General features: G+C 67.0%; 18 protein-coding genes and 1 riboswitch. Of the genes, 10 read left to right on the top strand and 8 right to left on the bottom strand.

What is annotated here, in order from left to right; translation table 11 throughout:
- Positions 1 to 25: 25 nt before the first annotated feature.
- The 5 genes from fliJ to fliF are packed head-to-tail and all read right to left on the bottom strand — an operon-like array spanning position 26 to position 5,591.
- Positions 26 to 475, bottom strand: a complete 450-nt coding sequence (gene fliJ, locus U5A67_RS10170; protein WP_205987052.1) for a flagellar export protein FliJ — start codon at positions 473 to 475, stop codon at positions 26 to 28.
- A 33-nt stretch (positions 476 to 508) separates the two neighbouring features.
- Entirely contained in the window at positions 509 to 2,140 is a 1,632-nt protein-coding gene (gene fliI, locus U5A67_RS10175) for a flagellar protein export ATPase FliI (protein WP_321813870.1), read from the bottom strand.
- Positions 2,134 to 2,817 carry a flagellar assembly protein FliH gene (gene fliH, locus U5A67_RS10180; protein WP_205987054.1) on the bottom strand — a complete coding sequence of 228 codons (684 nt, stop codon included), beginning with the start codon at positions 2,815 to 2,817 and terminating at the stop codon, positions 2,134 to 2,136. The genes fliI and fliH overlap by 7 nt, the downstream gene beginning before the upstream one ends.
- Positions 2,810 to 3,805 (bottom strand): flagellar motor switch protein FliG, encoded by a 996-nt coding sequence (gene fliG, locus U5A67_RS10185; RefSeq protein ID WP_205987055.1) that lies wholly within the window; start codon positions 3,803 to 3,805, stop codon positions 2,810 to 2,812. Before fliG ends, fliH begins: the two co-directional genes overlap by 8 nt.
- Entirely contained in the window at positions 3,795 to 5,591 is a 1,797-nt protein-coding gene (gene fliF / locus U5A67_RS10190) for a flagellar basal-body MS-ring/collar protein FliF (protein WP_205987056.1), read from the bottom strand. Before fliF ends, fliG begins: the two co-directional genes overlap by 11 nt.
- A 322-nt stretch (positions 5,592 to 5,913) precedes the next feature.
- On the opposite strand from fliF, the gene fliE reads away from it, so the two are divergent.
- The 5 genes from fliE (at position 5,914) to U5A67_RS10215 (ending at position 9,168) form a co-directional block, all read left to right on the top strand.
- Positions 5,914 to 6,255: a flagellar hook-basal body complex protein FliE gene (gene fliE, locus U5A67_RS10195; protein ID WP_205987057.1), complete on the top strand. Its 342-nt coding sequence runs from the start codon at positions 5,914 to 5,916 to the stop codon at positions 6,253 to 6,255.
- 147 nt (positions 6,256 to 6,402) lie between these two features.
- Positions 6,403 to 6,849, top strand: coding sequence for a flagellar export chaperone FliS (gene fliS / locus U5A67_RS10200; protein WP_205987058.1), 447 nt, complete (start codon positions 6,403 to 6,405; stop codon positions 6,847 to 6,849).
- Entirely contained in the window at positions 6,846 to 7,178 is a 333-nt protein-coding gene (locus U5A67_RS10205) for a flagellar protein FliT (RefSeq protein ID WP_205987059.1), read from the top strand. The genes fliS and U5A67_RS10205 overlap by 4 nt, the downstream gene beginning before the upstream one ends.
- A 107-nt stretch (positions 7,179 to 7,285) precedes the next feature.
- Positions 7,286 to 8,782 (top strand): flagellar hook-length control protein FliK, encoded by a 1,497-nt coding sequence (locus tag U5A67_RS10210; protein ID WP_321813871.1) that lies wholly within the window; start codon positions 7,286 to 7,288, stop codon positions 8,780 to 8,782.
- Positions 8,779 to 9,168 (top strand): EscU/YscU/HrcU family type III secretion system export apparatus switch protein, encoded by a 390-nt coding sequence (locus U5A67_RS10215; RefSeq protein WP_321813872.1) that lies wholly within the window; start codon positions 8,779 to 8,781, stop codon positions 9,166 to 9,168. The genes U5A67_RS10210 and U5A67_RS10215 overlap by 4 nt, the downstream gene beginning before the upstream one ends.
- 21 nt (positions 9,169 to 9,189) lie before the next feature.
- Here U5A67_RS10215 and U5A67_RS10220 read toward each other — a convergent pair whose 3' ends face one another.
- Both U5A67_RS10220 and U5A67_RS10225 read right to left on the bottom strand, forming a co-directional pair.
- Positions 9,190 to 10,650 (bottom strand): coniferyl aldehyde dehydrogenase, encoded by a 1,461-nt coding sequence (locus U5A67_RS10220; RefSeq protein ID WP_321813873.1) that lies wholly within the window; start codon positions 10,648 to 10,650, stop codon positions 9,190 to 9,192.
- A gap of 33 nt (positions 10,651 to 10,683) precedes the next feature.
- The gene (locus U5A67_RS10225; RefSeq protein ID WP_321813874.1) at positions 10,684 to 12,444 is read right to left on the bottom strand and encodes an isovaleryl-CoA dehydrogenase; all 1,761 of its coding nucleotides are present in this window, start codon (positions 12,442 to 12,444) and stop codon (positions 10,684 to 10,686) included.
- A gap of 437 nt (positions 12,445 to 12,881) precedes the next feature.
- Between U5A67_RS10225 and U5A67_RS10230 the strand changes: the two genes are divergently transcribed.
- Complete coding sequence (locus U5A67_RS10230; protein ID WP_321813875.1) at positions 12,882 to 14,513, top strand: GMC family oxidoreductase; 1,632 nt, start codon at positions 12,882 to 12,884, stop codon at positions 14,511 to 14,513.
- Positions 14,514 to 14,765: 252 nt separating this feature from the next.
- Positions 14,766 to 16,550, top strand: a complete 1,785-nt coding sequence (locus U5A67_RS10235; RefSeq protein ID WP_321813876.1) for an OmpA family protein — start codon at positions 14,766 to 14,768, stop codon at positions 16,548 to 16,550.
- A 69-nt stretch (positions 16,551 to 16,619) separates the two neighbouring features.
- Here the strand turns inward: U5A67_RS10235 and U5A67_RS10240 are convergent, their stop codons facing one another.
- A complete protein-coding gene (locus U5A67_RS10240) occupies positions 16,620 to 17,561 on the bottom strand; it encodes a LysR family transcriptional regulator (RefSeq protein ID WP_205987065.1) in 942 nt (313 codons plus the stop codon).
- Positions 17,562 to 17,714: 153 nt separating this feature from the next.
- On the opposite strand from U5A67_RS10240, the gene U5A67_RS10245 reads away from it, so the two are divergent.
- From U5A67_RS10245 to U5A67_RS10255, 3 genes are all read left to right on the top strand, one after another.
- Positions 17,715 to 18,176, top strand: coding sequence for a CidA/LrgA family protein (locus U5A67_RS10245; protein ID WP_321813877.1), 462 nt, complete (start codon positions 17,715 to 17,717; stop codon positions 18,174 to 18,176).
- A gap of 77 nt (positions 18,177 to 18,253) precedes the next feature.
- A complete protein-coding gene (locus U5A67_RS10250) occupies positions 18,254 to 18,976 on the top strand; it encodes an LrgB family protein (protein ID WP_205987067.1) in 723 nt (240 codons plus the stop codon).
- Between the two features lie 184 nt (positions 18,977 to 19,160).
- Complete coding sequence (locus tag U5A67_RS10255) at positions 19,161 to 19,925, top strand: glycosyltransferase family 2 protein (RefSeq protein ID WP_205987068.1); 765 nt, start codon at positions 19,161 to 19,163, stop codon at positions 19,923 to 19,925.
- Between the two features lie 100 nt (positions 19,926 to 20,025).
- Positions 20,026 to 20,145: riboswitch (S-adenosyl-L-homocysteine riboswitch) on the top strand.
- Positions 20,146 to 20,173 lie beyond the last annotated feature (28 nt).

Consider the following 20,173-nt stretch of genomic DNA (forward strand, 5'->3'; position numbering starts at 1 on the left):
AGGCGATGCGGGCGCCGCAGTCAATTTATGAATGCTGGGCGCGCATGCGCATGGCGCGGGCGGCAAATTCGTCGGAATCGCGCTGGTCGCGTTTGGCTTCCACGCGGGCCTGCACGGCGTCCTGACGCGATTGCAGCACTTCGTACGAACCCAGTTTCTGCTTGGTGCGCGCCCATTCGGGCTTGGCCGCTTCCACGCGCTGGGTCGCCTGATCGAGCATGCGGCGCTGCTGATCGATAGCGGCGTCGAGCGTGTCGATAAACGCCTGGAAATTGCGCACATTGCCCGCGGCCATGCCCGCGCGCGCGGATTCGGTGAAACGCACGTGGTACTCCTCGCGGTAGTCGATCAGCGCCTTGAGCTGCTTTTCGACTTCGCTGCGCTCGCGCTGCACGCGCCCGAGGCGCTGCGTCGCGGCATCCACGTCGTCCTGCGCGAGACCGATCAGGGTCTGCAACGCGGTCTGTTTCGTCATGTCGTCGTTCCTCGCTCAGTGGACGGGGCGGCGTTACGCGCGGCCCGGTCCGCCATTGCCAAGCAGCGCGCCAAGCATGCCGACGCTCTGGTCATAATCCGCCGTTTCGCGGAAACCCTGCTGCAAAAATGCCTCGATACGCGGATACAACTGGATCGCCCGGTCGAGCACGGCGTCGCGTCCGCTTACATAAGCGCCTACGTTGATCAGGTCGCGGTTGCGCTGATAGCGCGACAGCATCTGCTTGAACGCACGCGTCTGGTTCAGATGCTGGTCGTCGATCAGCGCGGTCATCGCCCGGCTGATCGACGCTTCGATGTCGATGGCCGGATAGTGCCCCGCTTCCGCAAGCGAGCGCGAGAGCACGATATGGCCGTCCAGAATCGCGCGCGCGGAGTCCGCAATCGGGTCCTGCTGGTCGTCGCCTTCGGTCAGCACAGTATAGAAAGCCGTGATCGATCCGCCGCCTTCCGGGCCATTGCCGGTGCGTTCGACGAGCGCGGGCAGCTTGGCGAACACCGAAGGCGGATAACCCTTGGTCGCGGGCGGCTCGCCGATCGCCAGCGCGATCTCGCGCTGCGCCATCGCGTAACGCGTGAGCGAATCCATCAGCAGCAGCACGTGCTTGCCCTGATCGCGGAAGTATTCGGCCAGCGAGGTCGTATAGGCGGCCGCCTGCATGCGCAGCAGCGGCGAAACGTCGGCCGGAGCGGCCACCACGACCGAGCGCGCGCGCCCTTCCTCGCCGAGGATCTGCTCGATGAATTCCTTGACTTCGCGGCCCCGCTCGCCGATCAGGCCGATCACGATGACTTCCGCGCTGGTCGCGCGCGCCATGGTGCCGAGCAGCACCGATTTACCGACGCCCGAGCCCGCGAACAGGCCCATGCGCTGGCCGCGCCCGACGGTCAGCAGCGCGTTGATCGCGCGCACGCCCACGTCGAGCACTTTGTGGATCGGCTCGCGGTTCAGCGGATTGATGACGGGCGCGGTGAGCGGCGCGTCGGCTTCTGTATTGAGCGGGCCGAGGCCGTCGAGCGGCTTGCCCGACGCGTCGACCACGCGGCCGAGCATGCCCCAGCCGACCGGCAGACGCTTGGCGCCCGCCATCGGATCGGCGATCGGCGCGCTTTCCAGCGGCCACACGCGTGCGCCGGGCAACAGGCCCGAGACTTCGGTGGTCGGCATCAGGAACAGCTTGTCGCCGCCAAAGCCCACGACTTCGGCTTCGGCCATCGGCAGCGAACTGCCCGGCGGCAATTCGATCATCACTTCGGCGCCCACGGCGAGGCGCAGGCCCACGGCTTCGAGCACGAGGCCGGCCGCGCGCGTCAGGCGTCCGCAGCCGCGCAGCGGCAGCGCCAGTTCATTGCGCGCGCGCACGCGGTTCAGGTGAGCGTTCCAGACCGCGTGATGCGGATTGTTCGGGTCGTAATTCGCGGGCGGCACGTAGGGCGCGGGCTCGGCCGCTGCGCCTTCGGTATCGGCGCTGGCGGTATCGCTCGCCTGCGCTTCTTCTTCGTCGTTCACCAGCACGGCAGCGGTTTGCGCCGGGTCATGGGCCGCGGGCCCGAACGACGCCAGCGCCAGTTCCTGTTCGAGCGGCGTCAGGCCGCCCGTGTGGATCGCCTGCTGCACGGTCTGATGAAGCGTCGGATTTACCATGGCCGCGCCTTGCCGAGCGCCGCCGACACGCGTTCCCAGCGTGTTGCGATGCCCGCATCGGTTTCGCCCGTCGCCGCCTGGGCGCGGCAGCCGCCGCGTTCGAGCGTGGCGTCGGTGCGCACGGTCCAGCCGCGCGCCTGCAGATCTTCCATCAGATACGCCTCCACCACCGGCAGATCGGCGGGGCTCACCACGAGTTGCGGCGAGCCGATCAATTGCGGCTCATGGGCGAGCACTTCGCGTGCCGCGGCCAGCAGCGCCGTCGGGTCGTGCTGCACGTGCTGGCGCACCACCTGCTGCGCAATATCCATCGCCAGATCGACGAGCGTTTCCGCCACGCCAGCTTCGACGGTCTGGAGCGCGTCCGAAAAACGCTGCGCCAGTTGCGCGAGCTGGTTCGCCTGGGCGCGCGCGAGTTCGAGCCCTTGCTCGAAACCCTGCTTCTGGCCCTGGTCGTAACCGGCCTGATAGCCGAGCGCCTGGCCCGCCACATGGCCGGACGCGAGGCCCTGCTGATGGGCGTCGTCGCGCAGACGCTGCAACTGGGCCGCGAACAGGGCTTCCTCGTCGGGCGTGGGCGGCGGCGGCGGCGGGGGAGGCGGGTCGAACGACGCCATCTCCCAGCGCTGATACGCCGAGCGCGCGCGCGCCGACTCGCGGGTGGCTTCGTCAGACATACGCGTCTTCCGCCTTGCCGCCTAGCACGATCTGACCGCTCTCGGCGAGATTGCGCACGATCTGCAGGATACGGCGCTGCTGCGTCTCGACTTCCGAAACGCGCACCGGACCGCGCGCGTCCAGGTCTTCGGCGAGCAGTTCCGCGGCACGCTGCGACATGTTCGCGAGGAACTTCTGGCGCAGCGCGGGCGGGGCGCCCTTGAGCGAAATGATGAGCGATTCCGACTCCACTTCCTTGAGCAGGAGCTGGATCGCGCGATCTTCGAGGTCGAGCAGGTTTTCGAACACGAACATCTGGTCGATGATCTTCTGGGCGAGTTCGGCGTCGTATTGCTTGACGTTCTCGATCACGCCTTCTTCATGCTGGCTCGTCATGAAGTTGAGAATTTCAGCGGCCGTACGGATGCCGCCCATCGGGCTGCGCTTGAGGTTGTCGCTGCCCGAGAGCAGGCCGGTCAGCACATCGTCGAGTTCGCGCAGCGCCTGCGGCTGGATGCCGTCGAGCGTGGCGATACGCAGCAGCACGTCGTTACGCAGACGCTCGGTGAAGCACGAAGCGATCTCCGACGCCTGGTCGCGGTCGAGGTGCACGAGAATCGTCGCGATGATCTGCGGGTGCTCGTTCTTGATCAGTTCCGCGACCGAGCCCGAGTCCATCCACTTCAGGCCTTCGATACCGCTCGTATCGCCGCCCTGCAGGATGCGGTCGATCACGGCGCCGGCCTTGTCCTCGCCCAGCGCCTTGGTCAGCACGTTGCGGATGTAGTCGTTCGAGTCGAGCGAGAGCGCCGTGTGCTGCTCCGCTTCCTTGACGAACTCCTGCAGCACGACGTCGATTTCCTCGCGCTTGACGTTCTTCAGCGCGGCCATGGCGGCGCCGATCTTCTGCACTTCGCGCGGCCCGAGGAACTTGAAGACCTGAGAGGCCTCTTCCTCGCCGATCGACATGAGCAGCAGTGCGCTCTTGACGGCTCCTTCAGCGCTCATCGTTCACCCAGCTCTTGACAACGGTTGCGACAATTTTCGGATCCTGGCGCGCGATACTGCGGGCGAATTCCAGGTTGCGTTCAAACTTGTGTTTCTCGTTTTCGAGGGCCAGCAAGCCCGGATCGCCTTCGACCTCGCCGCCCGTGCCTTCGATCTTCTCGACCTGCGGCAGACCGTCGAGCAGCATCGGCTCGCCGGCGTCGACACCGAGCGCCGAAACGGCAGCCGGCGGCGCCGGCGGCGGGAACGCGCGGCGCAGCGCCGGCTTCACCATCACGAAATACAGGAACAGGGCCACCGCACCGATGCCGAGCCACGTCGCGACCTGCTTGGCGAGCGCGAGAATGTCCGGCTGGCGCCACCACGGCAGATTGGCGTTCGGATCGACGTCCTGCTGGAAGGCGGCGTTGACGACGTTCACCGAGTCGCCGCGCTTCTGGTCGTAGCCCATCGCGTCCTTCACCAGCTGCTCCACCTGGGCGAGCTTTTGCGCGTCGAGCGGCTGCATCGTCGCGTGGCCCTTGGCGTCGACCTTCGGCTGATAGTTCACGATCACGGCCACCGACAGGCGCTTGATATCGCCCGCCGCCTGCTGGTAGTGGCGCACGGTCTTGTCGAGCTCGTAGTTCGTGGTGGTGTCGCGGTGATCCGAGATCGGCGTCGAGGCGGCTGCGCCGCTGGCGCCCGCCGGGGCGACGATCGGCGCCGAAGCCGGCTGCGGCGGCTGGTTCGACAGCGCGCCCGGCACGCCGCCCGCGTTCGCCTGCGACGAATCGGTGGCGATGCTCTGCTGCTGGCTGCGCACCGAAGCCTGTTGCGGGTTGCCGTTCGGGCCGTAGTTCTCGGAGGTCTGCTCCAGATGCGAGAAGTCGAGGTCGGCGCTCACCTGCGAGCGCGCGTTGCCCGAGCCGAACAGCGGCGCGAGGATCTGGTCGATGCGCGACTGCGTGTCGTGTTCGACCTGACGCACGTACTTGAGCTGCGAAGCGTCCAGACCCGCGCTGGTGGCGCTTTGCGTGAGCAGATTGCCGTCCTGGTCGACCACGGTGACGTTGCGCACCGGCAGATCGGGCACGGCCGACGCCACCATATGGGTGATCGCGGCCACCTGGCCGTCGTCGAGCACGCGGCCCGGATACATGTTCACGAGCACCGACGCCGACGGCGCTTCGCGTTCGCGCACGAACACCGAAGGCTTCGGAATGGCCAGATGCACGCGCGAGGACTTCACGCTCTGGATCGACTGAATCGTTTGCTCTAGCTCGCCTTCGAGGGCGCGCTGGTAGTTCACCTGCTCGGCGAACTGGCTGATGCCGAACTTCTGGTTGTCCATCAGCTCGAAGCCGACCGAACCGCTCTTGGGCAGACCTTGCTGGGCCAGGCGCAGACGCATTTCGCCGACCTGGTCGGACGGCACCAGGATCGCGCTGCCGTTTTCCGACAGCTTGTAGGGAATGTTCGCGGCCTGCAGCGCGGTGATGATCGAGCCGCCGTCACGGTCCGACAGGTTGCTGTAGAGCACCTTGTAGTCGGGCGCGCGCGACCAGAGGATCAGACCGGCGACCACGGCGACCAGCACGGCCACGGCGATGATGAGCGGAGCGCGCGGGTTGCCGCGCACGCTGCGCAGCGACGACAGCGAGCCAAGGCGCTGCGCGAAGCCACCGCCCAGGTCGTCCGCGCCGCCAGGCATGGCGCCGCCCGCGGCTGCGCCTGTGGCAGCGCCGCTGGTAGCGAGGCCCATGCGGGCGTCGGGGTTGATCAAAGAGTTGGCAGACGAATCCATGCGACGGGTATCTCCGGGAGACTTGCATGTCCCGCCGCGGCCCTATAACAGACGCCCACGACGGAGACTTTCACGACAGGGATTATCCGGGGCCGGTGACAACCCGATTGCGCGAATAGAGCCGGGTTTTCCCCCTAGTTTCGGGGCTATCGAAAATACCCCGCTGATATGCTCTCGGCAGGCTCGGAAATGTGTATGCAGACCGGGTCCTGGCGGGCGATCAAAAGCTCACCGTGCGGGCCGGACCGGGGCCGCACGAGTGGCATGGCCCAGATCGGAGCCGACGCCCGCCAAAGCACACCCTTTTTCTCGTGGAGCAAACATGACTGTGCCAGTCAACCCACTCACGTCGGCCCTCGCGCAGATGCAGGCGATGGCCACGCAGGCGGCAGGGACGTCGGCTGCCGCGGCCGCCGACGGCAGCTCGGGAGCGGCGACCGCAGGCGAATTCGCCTCGGCGCTCAAGGCGTCGATCGACAAGATCAGCGGCGACCAGCAAAAGGCCGTCGGCGAGTCGCAGGCGTTCGAGCTGGGGGCCAGCAATATTTCGCTCAACGACGTGATGGTCGACATGCAGAAGGCCAATATCGGCTTCCAGTTCGGGCTGCAGGTGCGCAACAAACTGGTCTCCGCCTACACCGACATCATGCAGATTCAGGTGTAAGGAAAGGAGCTGTTACGCGCTTACCCCGACACGCCCATTAAAGCTTCGCCCTTCTTTTTCCGATAACACGGCTAGAACCGGCTCATGCCTCTTGCAAAGGGCCGGATGCACCGTATCCACAGCCGCACGTTCGAAGGAGAAGCGCTGATGTTTTCCGCTACCCAGTCTGGAGCCAACGCCTATGCACGCGTCGGTGTCGAAACGGGGGTGATGGGCGCGAGTCCGCACAAGCTGATCGCGCTCCTTTACGAAGGTGCGCGCAAGGCGATTGCACAGGCCCGCATGCATATGCAGATGGGCAACGTGGGGCCGCGTGGCGAGGCGATCGGAAAGGCGATCCGGATCGTCGAAAGCGGGCTACAGCTGGCGTTGAATGTCGAAGCAGGGGGCGAAATCGCCCAGCGCCTGAATCGACTTTACAGTTATATGACGCGACGTTTGCTGGAAGCGAACATTCAACAGAGCGAGTCCATGCTGGTCGAAGTCGATGGCCTGCTGGCAACGCTCGAGGAAGCCTGGTTGGGGATTGCGCCGGAAGTGGCAAGGATGGCCGCACAGGCCTCCGGACCATCGTCCGGTTCATTGACGAGATGAGTTCGAAAGCAGACTACTTCGCCCGCTATGAAGCGATCGCGACGGTCTCGGGGCAAATGCTCTGCGCCGCACGCGATTCGCACTGGAACGAGTTGATTGGCCTCCAGGAGGAATACCGGCACCTCGTTGACGCGCTCAAGAACGCCGATTTCGGCGTGCGGCTGACCACCGACGAAAGAGCGCGCAAGTTCGAGTTGATCCGGCAGATCCTGGCCGACGATGCAGCAATCCGCGATCTCGCGAGTCCGTGCATGGCGCGCCTGTCGGCGCTCTTTCACGGCACCGCGCAACCCGCCCGGGTGCTGCAGGAGATGTACGGGGCGCGCTGAACACGCGCTGGGTCAGGTAACCCGATCACCACCCCGCAAACAAAAAATGCCGCGCCGCCACCCGTGATAGCGGGGGCGCGCGGCGCCATACCAGGCCCACGCTCCGCATGAACGGAATCGACACCAGCGCCGCGTCGCTGCTCGCGAGCCGCATAGGCGCGCTGGGGCCGACCGGCGCGCAGAGCAGCGCCGGCACCGCGCAGACGGGCGTATCCGCGCTCGCGGGCGGCGCCATCGCGCTGCCCGACGCGCAGAGCGTCGATACGCCGCAGGCGTCGGCGCAGACCGTGCTGTCGGCGGTGGCGCTGGCGCTCGACGCGATCATCCGCTCCGGCGGCGAGGCCACGCCCGCCGTGGTTGGCCGCGCGCCGGTGTGGAGCGATCCCGATTCAGCCGATGCAGGCGCCGACGCGCAATCCCTGCCGCTGCCGGGGCTGACGAATCCGGCCAGCGCTGCCGCGCAGGCGCTGGAAGCGGCGCTGCTCGCGGAAGTCGAGGCGCAGGCCGGGCTCGTGGGCGCGGCGCAGGACGGCGCGGATGCTGCCGATACCGCCAACGCAACTAACACGACCAACGCCGCGAACGCGGCGAACGCTGCAAGTGCGCAAAACACCCCGAGCGCCACGGGCGTCGCGCTCGCGGCGCAGGCCGGGCCGGTGGCGGCGCTGGCGGCTTCGCTCGCGCAGACCGTGGCGCAAAGCGGCCTGTTCTACGAATCGCATCTGGCCCAATGGCTGCGCGGCCAGCGCACGCCGGGCGATCTCGCCGACGAACTCCAGAACCGCCTCACCGGCGGCGGCGCGCAATTGCCGCTCGACTGGGCGTCTTCGCCCGACGACATCGACGACGTTTTCTGGACCGAACTGCCGAACGCCGCCCAGCAGGGCGCGCGCGCAGCGGCGAATGCGGCGCAGCAGGCGCCCGGCACGTCGCGCGGCGCCGAAACCAATGCCGCCTTCGCGCAGGAAGCCGCACGCGGTCACGCGACTTCGCTGCTCGGCGACACGCTGCTGCCCGCCGTGCATGCACCGGGCGGCGCGGGCGCGAGCGCAGGCGTGCATGAAGCGCTGCTGCCGCTGGTGCGTCAGCAGCTCGATCTGCTCGCCACCGGCGAATTCCGCTGGACCGGCGAAGCCTGGCCGGGCGTGCGCCTCGACTGGACGATTCAACCGGACGAATACGATCCGCGCGACCCCGGCAATGGCGGCCGCGGCACCGAAGAAGACGCCACGCCCTGGCACACGCGCCTGACGCTGGCGCTGCCGTCGCTCGGCACGGTGGATGCCGAACTGACGCTCACGGGCAAAACGCTCGCGGTGCGCGTGCAGGCGAGCCCTGGCGGCGCGCAGCGACTCACCGACAACAGCGAAGCGTTGCGTGGGCGGCTGGAAGCGCTGGGACTTGCGCTGGCGGGTTTGTCGATCCGCGAAATCGGCGGTGGCACGGTGCACGCGAGCGCCGCCGATGCGGCACGCGCCGCCGACGCCTACGCGCGCAACGCCGCCGCGCCAGCGCCGGAGCACCACGCCGCCGAAGCCGCAACGGCCACCGCAGCCGCAGCAACCACCGACTCAACCGATCCGAACGACTGGGAGCGCGGATGAGCCGCACGAACCGCAGGAGCGCCGCGGCGCTCGCCTACGACGATCCCGCTTCGCGCGATGGCGCGCCGCGCGTGGTCGCGAAAGGCTATGGCCTTGTCGCCGAGATGATCGTGCAGCGCGCGAAGGAAGCGGGCCTCTATGTGCACGAGGCGCCGGAAATGGTCTCGCTGCTGATGCAGGTGGATCTGGACTCGCAGATTCCGCCGCAGCTCTATCAGGCGGTGGCGGAACTGCTCGCCTGGCTGCACAAGCTCGAAGCCGTCGATAGCGGCGCGAAGGCCGACGCCGCGAAAGCGCCGAAATCCGCGCAATCCGCGCAAGGCGATGTGCCCGACGCCAAGGCGCTCGCGATTCACGCCTATCGCTTTCCGGCCCTGCCGGGCTGAAGCCGCGCCGGTAACCCCGCGCTAGAACTTCAGCATCAGGCGAATCAGCGTATTGAACAGCTTGCCGTAGGGCGGCGCGATCAGATGCCGCCCGTTCAGGCGCGCCTGCGTGAACACGGGCTTCATCTTCGAGAACGTGCAGAAGCCTTCGTAGCCGTGATACGAACCCATGCCGCTCGCGCCCACGCCGCCGAACGGCAGGCCTTCGGCGGCGATATGCATCAACGTTTCGTTCACCGACATCCCGCCCGCAATGGTCTCGCGCGTCACGCGATCGACGGTTTGCGAGTCGTCGGCGTAAAGGTAGAGCGCCAGCGGCCGCGCGCGGGCGTTCACGTAGCGCAGCGCTTCGTCGAGCGAGTCGTAAGGCACGATCGGCAGCAGCGGCCCGAAAATTTCCTCCTGCATCAACTGCGTGTGCGCGGGCGCGCCCGTCACCAGCACCGGCGCGAACTGGCGCGTGGCCGCGTCGCGAGGCCCGAGCGCGTGCAGTTGCGCGCCTGCGGCCTGGGCTTCGTCGGCGAGACGCTCCAGCCGTTCGTAGTGCTTCGGCGAAATGATCGAGGTGTAGTCGTGGTTGCGCGCGAAATCGGGATAAAGCTCGTTGAAGCGCTGGTGCGCCCGCACGATAAACGCTTCTTCCTTGCCGCGCGGCAGCAGCACGTAATCGGGCGCGATGCAGGTTTGCCCCGCGTTGAGCGTCTTGCCGAGCAGCAGGCTGTCCACCGCGTACTCGAAACGCGCCTGTTCGCCGATCAGCGCGGGCGACTTGCCGCCCAGTTCCAGCGTGACCGGCGTGAGGTTCGCGGCGGCCGCGCGCATGACTTCGTGGCCGATGCGCGTCGAGCCGGTAAACAGCAGGTGATCGAAGGGCAGCGCGGTGAAGGCCGCGCCCACGGCGGCGTCGCCGTTGACGACCGTGACGTGATCGGCGGCGAAGGTCTGGGCGATCAGATCCGCGAATAGCGCCGAGGTGCGCGGCGTCAGTTCCGACATCTTGATCATCGCCCGGCAGCCCGCCGCGAGCGCGCACACCAGCGGCCCCGCGCCGAGCAGCAGCGGATAGTTCCACGGCACCACGATGCCCGCCACGCCGATCGGCTGCGGCACCACGCGTGCGCGGCCCGGCATCAGCCATTTGCCGGCGCGGCGGCGCTGCGGCCGCATCCAGCGTTCGCCGTGCTTGAGCGCCGAATCGATTTCCTGCTTGAGCACCACGAATTCCGCGAGCGCGACTTCGGCTTTCGAACGCTGGCCGAAGTCGGCGTTCATGGCATCGGCCAGCGCGTCCTGGTTCGCGAACAGCACGTCGCGCAGCGCGCGCAGATGGCGCGCGCGTTCGCTCCAAGCGGGAAACGGCGCGCGCAGATACGCTTCGCGTTGCGCCGCGAGGCGCTCGCCGAGCGTGCTGTCCGCGCTGGAATTCGCGTTGGCGGTGTCACCGCTCGCGCGGGCGACGGCTTCGGGCAGATCGTGCTTCATGGTCGGTCCTTTGAGATTGGCGTCGGGCGCGGTTCAGGCGGCGGTGTGCTGCAGATAGTCGATGGGCAGGGCGCGCGCGATCAGCGCCGCGTGATCGAAGCGCGCGGGCAGGGTGCCGGACACGCGGCCGCAATCGGCGTCGTGCTCGTCCAGACGCGTGGCGATAAAGGCCTCGGCGACTTCGGGCGGCCCCGCACGCAGCAGCATGGCCTGCGCGATCAGCACGATCTGCTGGGCGATGCGCCGCGCGCTGGCTTCGCGCGTGCCGGGCGCTCCGTTGAGCAGCGCCGACAGACGATCGAGCGCCGCGCCCAGCACCGGATGCCCGGCCGCGTCGCGCCGCCACGCCAGAAAGAGCGCCTGCGCGGCGTCGGCTTCGCGCTCCAGCGCGCGCAGCACGTCGAGGCACATCACGTTACCCGACCCTTCCCAGATCGAGTTGACGGGCGCTTCGCGGTAAAAGCGCGCCATCGGCCCTTCTTCCACATAGCCGTTGCCGCCCCAGACTTCCATCGCTTCGCCCGTGAAGGCGAGCGCGCGCTTGCAAACCCAGAACTTCGCGGCGGGCGTGACGATGCGCCGCCACGCGCGCGCGATGCGCGCGCTGTCGTCTTCCGTGTTGCGATCGGGCGTGGCTTGCTCGAACGCCTGCGCCAGATGCATGAAGAGCACGGTGGCGGCTTCGGATTCCAGCGAGAGATCGGCGAGCACGTTCTGCATCAACGGTTGATCGGCGAGCAGGCGGCCGAACGCGCTGCGGTGGCGCGCATGGTGAATCGCCTGCACGAGCGCCGCGCGCATCAGCGCCGCGCTGCCGATCACGCAGTCGAGCCGCGTGAAATTCGCCATTTCGATGATGGTGGGCACGCCGCGTCCTTCGTCGCCGACCATCACGCCGTAGGCGTCGAAAAATTCCACCTCGCTGCTGGCGTTCGAGCGATTGCCGAGCTTGTCTTTCAGGCGCTGCACGACGACGGCGTTTTTCGTACCGTCGGGGCGAAAGCGCGGCACGAAGAAGCAGGAGAGCGCGTCGTGTTCGGTGCTGCGCGCGAGCACCAGATGCGCGTCGCACTGCGGCGCGGAGAAGAACCATTTGTGGCCGGTCAGCAGATAAGGCGCGCCGCGTCCGCTCGCGACACCGACCGGGCGCGCTTCCGTGCGGTTGCTGCGCACATCCGAGCCGCCCTGTTTCTCGGTCATGCCCATGCCGATCATCATCGAGCGCTTTTGCGCGAGCGGCACGTCGCGCGCGTCGTGCTCGCGTGTGTAGAGCTTGTCGCGCAGCGTTTCGAACAGCGCGGGTTCGTTTTGCAGCACCGGAATGCTTGCAAACGTCATGGTGAGCGGACACAGCGAGCCCGATTCAAGCTGCGCGTGCAGGAAGTAGCCCGCGCAGCGCGCGGCCATCGCGCCCGCTCGCGGCTGCGAAAACGGCAGCGCATGCAGGCCTTCGGCGCGCAGCAGGGCGAGCAGATCGTGCCAGGCCGGATGGAATTCGAGGGCATCGATGCGCTCGCCGCGCGGGCTGTGCGTGTGCAGTTCAGGCGCGTGGCGGTTGGCGAGATCGGCGAGTTCGAGCGTGGCCGCTTCGCCGAGCTTCGCGCCGTGTTGCGTCAGCGCATCGCGATGCCACTCGGCGCCTGCGCGCGCGAGCGCTTCGCCCAGCGCCGGGTCGCAGGCAAAAAGGTTGTAATCGGCGAGCGGCGGAGCCTGATTCGTGACTTCGTGCGTGGTGCCGGCGCGGTGCGTGCCGGGCGCCATCGCTGCGGTCTGCATCGATTCGAGCGGTTCCATCGTGACCTGTCTCCATCGGCGGCGCGCCTGGGCGGGCGCGGCCGGTCATGTTGTCGTGGTTCGCGTGGTTCGCGTGGTTCGTGTGTTTCGCGTGTTTCGCGTGTTTCGTATCGGCGGCGGGAGCGGCGGCGCGGCGGGCCGCCTGGTAAGCGCCCGCGCATGAAGTGTCCGCGATTGCGGCTGGAGAATGCTCCGGCGCTCCCTGTGATGCTTGCCGGAACCTTTCAGCTCTGTTGGCTGAACCGTCCTTCATGGTAGCCGCCTATGAGCCACCGACAGCCCGTCAGAATTAGAGGGTGCGCTCTGACATAAATGCTGACCCAAGCTTCAGACGCTTCCTACAATGCGCGATACAACAAAATCGAACGAGCGTGCATCTAGCGTGCCTCATCCCGACGCCGGCTGCAACTTCGGTCGGATACAGGGAGGCAAACTAGATGGAATACGACTACATCATCGTAGGCGGCGGCTCGGGCGGCGCATCGCTCGCCGGACGCCTGGCCGAGCGTTGTCCCGAGGCCCAGATCGCGCTGATCGAGGCCGGTCCGCATACCGAACGCAATCTCTTCGTCAACATGCCGATGGGCGTGGCGGCGCTCGTGCCGTTTCGCACGAAGAACAACTACGCCTACCAGACCGAGCCGCAGCCGGGCCTCGCGGGCCGTCGCGGTTACCAGCCGCGCGGGCGCGGCTTCGGCGGTTCGAGCGCCATCAACGCGATGATCTACACGCGCGGCCATCGGCTCGATTACGACGAATGGGCGCAACTGGGCTGTGCGGGCTGGGCGTGGGACGACGTGCTGCCGTATTTCCTGCGCGCCGAGGACAACGCGCGCGGCGCGAATCCCTGGCACGGCGCGGGCGGGCCGCTGGGCGTCTCGGATCTGGTCGAGCGCAATCCGGTGGCGCAGCGCTTCGTCGCGGCCGCGCGCGAAGCGGGCTTTCCGGCCAACGACGACTTCAACGGCGCGGAACAGGAAGGCGTGGGCTTCTATCAGGTCACGCAGCGCGGCGGCGAGCGCTGCACCGTGGCACGCGCCTATCTCTACGGCAAGCTGCGCCCGAATCTCCATCTGATCGCCGATGCCACCGTGCTGCGCGTGAGCTTCGACGGCACGCGCGCAAGCGGCGTCGAAGTCGCGCGCGGCGGGCGCACCGAAACGCTGTTCGCGCGCGCCGAAGTGATTCTCGCGGCGGGCGCCTTCAACACGCCGCAACTGCTGATGTGTTCCGGCATCGGTCCCGCCGATCAACTGCGCGCGCACGGCATCGGCGTGCTGCACGATGCGCCCGAGGTGGGCCGCAACCTGATCGACCATATCGACTTCACCTATAACAAGCGCGTGCATTCGAGCGAGACCGTGGGCTATTCGCTGCGCGGCGCCGCGAAGATGGTGCCCGGCCTGCTGCGTTATCTGCGCGCGCGGCGCGGCATGTTCACGACCAACGTGGCCGAGGCGGGCGGCTTCATCAAGAGCCGCCCGGAACTCGACCGGCCCGATCTGCAACTGCACTTCTGCACCGCGCTCGTCGACGATCACAGCCGCCGCCTGCATTGGGGGCACGGTTATTCGCTGCATGTCTGCGTGCTGCGCCCGGCGAGCCGCGGCACGGTCACGCTCGCGAGCGCCGATGCGCGCGTCGCGCCCGTGATCGACCCGCGCTTTTTCTCGGATACGCGCGACCTCGATCTGCTGGTGGCCGGCACGCGCCTCGCGCGGCGCATTCTGGATGCCGCGCCGCTCGCGCAGATGGGCGGCCGCGAGATCTACACGCACGCGGGCCAGAGCGACGCCGAACTGCGCGCGACCATCGCCGCCCACGCCGACACGATCTATCACCCGGTCGCCACCTGCCGCATGGGCGGCGATGCGCGCTCGGTCGTCGATGCGCAACTGCGCGTGCGCGGCGTCACGCATCTGCGTATCGCCGATGCCTCCGTAATGCCGACGTTGATCGGCGGCAATACCAATGCGCCGACCGTGATGATCGGCGAGCGTGCCGCGGATTTCATCGTCGAAACCCGACGCCAGGGCGCACCGACGCACGACGCGAAAGTGATTGCCTGACAGCGAGGTTCTATTTCTCCCAGCGGTTCTTCCGCTTCACGATGCCTTCCCTGGCGATGACGCAAAAAACGAGGCGCAAGCCGCCTCGTTTTTAACGCTGCGTTGACGAAAACACCGCTTTTTCATGGGGTTTTCGTCAAAGAGTGTGCGACATGATCGCCACCCTCATTTTCGAGATTTCGGACTCCATATAATCGCGCGGCACCTTGGGCGTGTCAGTTGGCGCGTCCGCGAACGGGAGGAACCGCCTCGATGAGCATCAATGTCTTTCAACTGCTGGACGCCGTCATGAGCGACGACGTGGTCCGCACCCTGGCCGGTCGTTTCGGCCTCACGCCGGATCTGGCGCGCAAGGTCACGGGCGCGGCCGCGCCGGCCATCGTCGCGGCCATCATGCATCGCGGCAGCACCGCAGAAGGGGCGCGCGGTCTGTTCGACACCATCATGTCGCCGGACGTCAATGCGCTGATCGGCAAGCAATTGCCCGAGCTGCTCGGCAGCACGACGGGCCTGAACCAGCTCGAAACCGTTGGCCGCGAGCTGATCCAGCGCGCCGCTGGCGTGAACGTGGGCGCGCTGTCCGATGCCGTCGCGGCGCAAACCGGCGCGGCGCAATCGACGGCGTTTTCGCTGACGGGCGTGGTCGGCGCCGTGCTGATGGGCATTCTGAAGCAGCACTTCACGTCTTCCCAGGGCATCGTCGGGCAATTGCCTACGTTGCTGGGGCATCAACTGTCGTCGGTGAATGCGAGTCTGTCGGACCGGCTGGCGCATGCGGTCGGGCTGGGTTCCGCAGCGGCGTTTGCGGGTTCGATCCTGACGCGTCTGAAGGATGTGTCGGCGCATCTGGAACATCCGAAGCCGGTCGAGCGTCCGGTGCCGGTTGCCGTGCCGCCGCAGACCATCGGCACCAGCACGCCGCCAATCGAGCCGGAAAAGCGCAAGCATTCGTGGCTCTGGTGGCTGCTCGCGGCGATTGCGCTGATTCTCGCGTTCTTCGCGCTGCGCTCGTGCCAGCATGACGACGGCGCGAAGGACAGTGCAAACAGCAGCACAAACAACAGCGCAGCGGCTGCGCCGGCTTCTGAAGCCAGCCTGCCCGCAGTGGTCGCGGCGTCCGATGCCAGCGCGGCGGTGGCGGCTTCGGGCGCGATCGTGGTTGCATCGGAGGCCTCCGGCGCATCGGCAGCGGTCGCCGCGAGCGCCGCATCGTCGGCAAGCGAAGCCGCGCCCGCAGCGGCGCCCACGCAGGATTCGCATCTCTCGTTCACCGTCGACAAGAGCGGCGCGCCGACCATCACCGCGACGGTCGGCAGCGAAGCCGAAAAAGCCCAGTTGCTCGACGCGCTCACGAAGAAGTTCGGCGACGGCAAGTTCACCGCCAACGTGACGGTCGATCCCGCCACCAAACCGGCCGACTGGCTCGCCCACCTCGACGGCCTGCTGCCGCTGATGGCGCTGCCCGGCGCGGAAGTGAAGATCGACGGCACGCACGTCGAACTGAGCGGCGCGGCCGCCGACGCGAAGCTCGGCTGGCTCGACAAGCTCAAGGCGCTGTTCGGCTCGGGCTTCGATATCGGCGTGTTCAACGTGCAGAAGGCCGTGGCCGACGCCACGCAGTCGTTCCGCGACGCCGTGAAGGGCCTGTTCGGCGCGCAAGCGTCCTGCGCGGGCGACGATGTGGCCAAGGTGCTCAACCTGCAGGTCGTGAACTTCAACACCGGCAGCGTGACGATTCCGGCATCGGCGGGCGCGGATCTGCGCGATTCCGCCAAGGTGCTCAAGGCGTGCGCGAAGCAGGGCAAGCCGGTGCGTCTGGAAGTGGCGGGTTATTCCGATAACGTCGGCGACAAGTCGGTCAATCTGAACCTGTCGAAGCGCCGCGCTCAGGCCGTGCTGACCTATCTGGTCGCTCAGGGCGTGAGTGCCTCGACGCTGAGCGCCGCCGGTTACGGCGACGCCAATCCGGTCGACAGCAACGACACGGAAGGTGGCCGTTTCCATAACCGCCGTATCGCGTTCTCCGCAAAGCAGTAAGTCCTTGCGCGAGAAGCAAAAAAGCCGTCCGGCCCGAGCCGGGCGGCTTTTTTATTGCGCATCGGCGCGTCACTCGCCAGCGGGTTTCTCCAGTCCGGGCGGGCGCACGAAATCGTCGAGAAACGTCGACGGCTTGCCGTATTCCTCGCGTGCCACCGCAAGCCACGCGCGCGCCGCATGCGAGAGATAGCCGTTGCGTTTCCAGCCGATCGCCATGTCCCAGGTGATCTGCGGATCGGCGACCGGCAGGCAGGTGAAGCGCGCCGCGTCGAGCCTGCGCACATACGGCGCGGGCAGCAGCGCGATGCCGACGCCCGCGAGCACGAGCGCCGCCATCAAATCCCAATGACCGCTGCGCCCGACGATCTGCGGCGCGAAACCGGCCGCGCGACACGCGTTGAGCACCACATCGTTGAGCGCAAGGCTTTCGCCATAGAACACGAACGGTTCGGCCGCGAGATCGGCCAAAGGCACGCTGGCGGCGCCGTCCCAGCGCGAGCCGCGCGGCGCGACCAGCCACAGCACTTCGTGCGAGATCGGCAGCACGTCGATCTGTTCGGGATCGACCGGCAGCAGCACGCCGCCCAGTTCCAGTTCGCCGGCAATCAGCGCCGCCTCGATCGCGCGCGAACCCTGTTCGAACAGCTTGAGTTCGATTTTCGGATAGCGCTGACGGAATGCGGCGATGGCGGGCGTGAACAGCGAACCGCCCATCGGCGGAATGCCGATGGTGATTTCGCCGCGCCCGAGCGTGCCGAGATCGGCGAGTTCGGCCTGCAACTGCGCCTGCGCGGCGAGCACGTCCTGGCCGCGCTGATAGACGATGCGCCCCGCGTCGGTGAGCACCATCTGGCGCGCGTCGCGCAGCAGCAGCGGCGTGCCGGTCTCGTCCTCCAGCGCCTTGACCATCTTGCTGATGGTGGGCTGCGTGACGTGCAGCGCCTCGGCGGCCGCGGTAAAACTCTGCTGGCGAACCACTTCGATGAAATAGCGTAGCGCGCGCAATTCCACGGGTCTGTCTCCTGATTTCGCTGACGTCGCGTGCGGATTGCCCCGACGCTCACATATTCCATTATGGAATGAAGTCGATGATTACAAGTCATTATATTTATGCTGCGCTGCACCCTATACTCAGTTCCATTCCACTGTCACTTAGGGTTTGCCATGACTGCCTCGACTTCCTCCGCACCGGCCCCGAAAAAGGGCGTGATGGCTCGCGTTGGCCGGATCGCTGCGCAGTCGGCACTCCTCGCAGGCGTCTGGTTTCTCGCCGATACGCTCACGCGCGCCGCGCATCTGCCGGTGCCGGGCGGCGTGGTGGGCCTCGTGCTGCTGCTGGCGCTGCTGTTCTGCGGCGGCGTGACGCCGCGCTGGGTCAAGGCAGGCGCCGACTGGCTGCTCTCCGACATGCTGCTGTTCTTCATCCCGGCCGCCGTGGCGGCGGTGCAGTACGGCGGCCTGTTCCGCGCCGACGGCTGGCGCCTCGCGCTGGTGGTGGTCGGCGGCACGCTGATGGTGATGTTCGCGGTGGCCTTCGCCGTCGAGCAGGCCGCGCGGCTGGAACGCCGCCTCGCGCTGCGCCGCGTGCAGCACGTGCGCCTCGCACGACATCTGGCGCGCGCCTGAGTTTAGGCGCCGCTAGGCGCTCCCCGGCGCAAGCAATCTGACACGTAATCTAAGCACTCCCAAAGGATGAAGCCGTCATGAACACGTTCTACGCCTCACTGTTCGCCGACGATGCCTCGCGGCTGATCGCCGCAGGCTGCTTCATTCTGACCGTCGCGCTCTACTTCGCTTCGAAGCTCGCCTACGCGCGCTTTCCCTCGCCGTGGCTCACGCCGCTGGTGGCCGTGCCGGCCGTGCTCGGCGCCTTCGTGCTGCTGCTGCATATTCCGTATCCGGTCTATTTTCAGGACACGCGCTGGCTGATGTGGCTGCTTGGCCCGGCTACCGTGGCGTTTGCCGTGCCGATCTACGAATACCGCGATCTGCTCAAGCGCCACTGGATTTCGCTCACCGTTGGCGTGACGGTCGGCATCATCGTGGCGGTGGGCGGTTCGCTCGCGCTCGCCAAGCTGCTGCATCTGTCGCCGGATCTGCAACGCAGCCTCATGACGCGCTCGATCTCGACGCCTTTCGCGCTTGCCGTCTCCGACAAGATCCACGCGCCGCGCGACCTCACAGCGCTGTTCGTGATCGCCACGGGCGTGTGCGGCATGCTGTTCGGCGAGCTGGTGCTGGGCCTCGTGCCGCTGCGCACGCGTCTCGCACGCGGCGCGCTGTTCGGCGCGGCGGCGCACGGCGTGGGTACTGCGAAAGCACGCGAACTCGGCCGCGAAGAGGGCGTGGTCGCCAGCCTGACGATGATGATCGCGGGCGTGGTGATGGTGCTGCTCGCACCCGCGCTGGGCTTCCTGCCGGTCTGAGGCCCATTTAGGACGATGACGATTTGGGGGCTTCTGACGATTGCGTCATGAAGTCCGCCGTTCAGCGCACGCCAATCCCACAGGACATTTCGCGACGCACCTAAGATTCGGGCTTTTATGGGCCTTTATGGGCTTTGATCGGCTTTCCTAAGCTGCTGCCCTGACTGAATCGGCGTCGCGTTACATGTCCCTCATTTCGATCATCATCCCTTGTTACAACGGCGCCGCCACGATTGCGCGCGCGCTGCAAAGCAGCCTCGCGCAAGCCGAAGCCGCGCAGATTCTGGTCGTCGATGACGGTTCGATCGATGCATCGGCGTCCATCGTGCGCACCTACGGCATGCACGAACCGCGCATCCGCTTGCTGCAAACCGTGTCCAAAGGCGGCGCGGCCCGCGCGCGCAACTGGGGCGCGCTGCACGCGAGCACGCCGCTGATCGCCTTCCTCGACGCCGACGACGAATATCTGCCCGGCGCCCTGGCCGCCGCGTCGGCGCATCTGCAGGCGCATCCGCAGGAAGCCGCGGTGCGTCTGAACGTCGAATTCGCCGATTTTCCGCAGCGCCTGACCCGTCATCCCGATTTCGAGCGCCATGCCGCCGTGCTCAGCAACACCGTGCCCGGCAGTCTGGTGATGCGGCGCAGCGTGTTCCTTTCTCTCGGCGGCTTTCCGATGGACGATGTGTTCCGGCGTCACGGCGGCGAAGACGGCGCGCTGTCCTGGGTGCTCGGCGAGATATTCGAGCAGCGCCGTCTGACCGATGCAAAGCACGTGCGCATGCACTATCGGGGCGGCATCTACCCGGAGCGCTTTCTGAATATCCAGATGGGTTACGCCGAAGCCGATCCGGTCGAGCACGAAGCGACGTTGCGCGCCTCGCGCGCGTTTCTCGACGCCGCTTACACCAACCTGCGTCAGCTGCGCGCGGCCAGCGTGCCGGATCGATAAGCACTTCACCCCAAGATTCACCGCGATTCACGCCGATTAACCCTGCCGCGCGTCCGTAGCGACGCGCGTCTGTCATCGCGTTTTGCTACAATCACGCCTCGTCTTCGAGGAGCGTTGCGACGGGGCGCGGTAAACACCGCATGACCCGCCAGGCTCGAAGGCGCTCAATCCGGTTGGCTTTCAAAAAGCCGCCGCACTGAAAAAACGGCGCTCACGTCTTTAATTTCTAGTCACTTTTAGAAAGGAGG

It is taken from the genome of Paraburkholderia sp. J69-1 (genome assembly GCF_905220255.1).
In the GTDB taxonomy this organism is placed as follows: Bacteria; Pseudomonadota; Gammaproteobacteria; order Burkholderiales; family Burkholderiaceae; genus Paraburkholderia.